General features: G+C 75.2%; 3 protein-coding genes and 1 pseudogene. 2 read left to right on the plus strand and 2 right to left on the minus strand.

Features of this window, described 5'->3' with window-relative positions:
• The first annotated feature begins 24 nt into the window (after positions 1–24).
• On the plus strand, positions 25–156 hold the full coding sequence (locus tag VR44_RS48670) for a zinc-binding dehydrogenase (protein WP_281187295.1): 132 nt from the start codon (positions 25–27) through the stop codon (positions 154–156).
• Here VR44_RS48670 and VR44_RS38985 read toward each other — a convergent pair.
• A complete protein-coding gene (locus VR44_RS38985) occupies positions 153–371 on the minus strand; it encodes a hypothetical protein (protein WP_211275227.1) in 219 nt (72 codons plus the stop codon). The two genes, VR44_RS48670 and VR44_RS38985, sit on opposite strands and share 4 nt — an antisense overlap.
• Positions 372–437: 66 nt before the next feature.
• On the opposite strand from VR44_RS38985, the gene VR44_RS38990 reads away from it, so the two are divergent.
• The gene (locus VR44_RS38990; RefSeq protein ID WP_045952426.1) at positions 438–1,736 is read left to right on the plus strand and encodes a tetratricopeptide repeat protein; all 1,299 of its coding nucleotides are present in this window, start codon (positions 438–440) and stop codon (positions 1,734–1,736) included.
• A gap of 59 nt (positions 1,737–1,795) precedes the next feature.
• Here VR44_RS38990 and VR44_RS38995 read toward each other — a convergent pair.
• Positions 1,796–2,187: pseudogene (locus tag VR44_RS38995) on the minus strand (aldo/keto reductase); the annotation flags it as partial.

Genomic DNA, 2,187 nt, shown 5'->3' on the forward strand with positions numbered 1-2,187 from the left:
CTGTACGCCCGCTGGCAGCGCGAACTGTGGGAGCAGCGCGCCGCCGGCACCCTGCGCACGGCCGTCCACGAGCAGATCCCTCTCGCGGAGGCCGCCCGCGCCCACACGGTCGTCGAACAGCGCCGCAACCTCGGCAAGGTCGTCCTGATCCCCTAGAAGCCGTCAACCGGCACGATGCCGGGCGGCCGGCGATGGCCGGCGTCGTGCAGGCTGCTCAGCGCCGCATGGTCGTTGGCCACCAGTACCTGGGCCAGCCGGGCCGCGGCGGCCACCACCGCGGGCCAGCCCGGCGAATCCAGATAGACCTCGTCACACGCACCGGCGCCGACCGCCTCCTGCACGGCGCCGTAGGCGGCACCCAGCCGTGCCATCAGCTCGACCTCCTCCGGACAGCGGCAATCCGGCCTCCCCGACGTGTGCGGCTAGGGTGCGTGGCCGTGGACGCCACTGATCTTGACGGCCGGTTCCGGTCGTACCGCCGTTGCATCACCCCGTACCTGGTCTCCCGGCTGCTCGAGCTCGGGTATGCCGAGGAGGTGGCGTTGCAGGCCGGCCGGGGGGAGTGGTTCTGCGCGCAGGAGCTGGCGCGGCGGCTCGCCGGGCGGGAGCGGTGGGCGGAGGCGTGGGAGATGCTCGCCCCCTACGTGGCCACGGGCTGGTGGACCGCGGTCGAGGCGGCGGCCGGGTTGCTGGAGGCGTGGGGGAAGCCCGACGAGGCCATCGCGCTGGCCCGCCCCCATGCCGAGGGCGGGGACCGCTTGGCGAGGGCCGCCTTCGCGCGCCTGCTCGCCCGCAACGGCAGGGCCGGGGAGGCGTACGAACTGCTCCTCCCCCACGTCGAGGACGACTTCCTCGCCACCGCCCTGGTGGACGTGGCCGGGCCCGCGGGCCGCGACGAGGACCTGGCCGCGCTGCTGGAGGCCCGTATCGCGGCGGGGCACCGCCGCGAGGACCCGGCGTGCCGATGGACCGCCCCCTCGCCCGCCGTGGCGGTGTCCCTGCTCGCCACGGTCCGCGAACGCCAGGGCCGCGTCGACGACGCCGTCGCCCTGCTGCGCCCCCACCCCACCGACTCGCCCGTCCACGGACACCAGCAGCTCGCCGATCTGCTGGCCCGCCACGACCGGATGGAGGAGCTGCGGACGTACGCCGCGGAGCTGGCGCAGCCCGCGGAGCGGCTCGCCGAGCTGCTGGAGGAACGCGGTGACGTGGAGGGGGCGATCGCCGTGTACCGGTTGCCGGAGGGGTCGCCGGACATCCGGCGTGACCGGGCGCTGCGGCTCGCCGAGCTCCTGGAGCGGCACGGGCGCGGTGAGGAGGCGATCGCGGTGGTCCGCCCGCTCGCGGACGTTCCCCCGGGTCCGGAGGACTGGCTCGTCCGCAGGCTGTGCTCCCTGTACGCCGACCACGGGCGGCCGGCGGCGGGCCTGGACTTCCTCGACACCCTCAACCCCCGTGACAGCGACGAGGCTTGGGCCTTCTTCGAGGCTCGCCTCCCGCTGCTGGCCGCCTGCGGCCGGAGCGAGGAGGCGATCGAGCTGGTACGGACCCACCCGGAGGGGGACACCTGGTACGCGGCGTCCGCCCTGGCCCGGCTCCTCGCCGGCGCCGGCCGCCTGGAGGAGGCCGTCGTGGTCCTCGGCGCCCACGTCTCGGGCAACTCCGCCGACCTGGCCGAGCACCTGATCACCCTCGGCCGCGTGGAGGAGGCCCTGACCGTCCTCCAGCAGCACTGACCCGACCGGCCCCGTCCCCGCGAGTCCCCCTCCCAGGCGGCGCCGGCCGCAGGCCGTCCTCAGTGGTTGACGAAGGTCAGGCTCGTCGCGTCGTAGCGGGCGCCCGCGATCTCCTCGCGCGGGGCCGCGGCCTCGATGGCGGCCAGGTCCTCCGGGGTCAGCTCGACGGACAGGGCCGCGAGGTTCTCCTCCAGGTACTTCTGCCGCCTGGTGCCGGGGATCGGTACGACGTCCTCGCCGCGGTGCTGCACCCAGGCTGCTGCACCCAGGCCAGGGCGAGCTGGCCGGCGGTGATGCCCTTGGCGGCCGCCAGTTCCTCGAGCTTCGCGACGATGGCCAGGTTGCGGTCGAGGTTGCCGTCGGCGAACCTCGGCTGCGTGCGCCGGATGTCGCCCTCCGCCAGGCCTTCGACGGAGTTGTAGCGCCCGGTGAGGAAGCCCCGCCCGAGCGG

Origin of the sequence: Streptomyces katrae, assembly GCF_000966975.1 — a bacterium.
Lineage (GTDB): Bacteria > Actinomycetota > Actinomycetes > Streptomycetales > Streptomycetaceae > Streptomyces > Streptomyces katrae.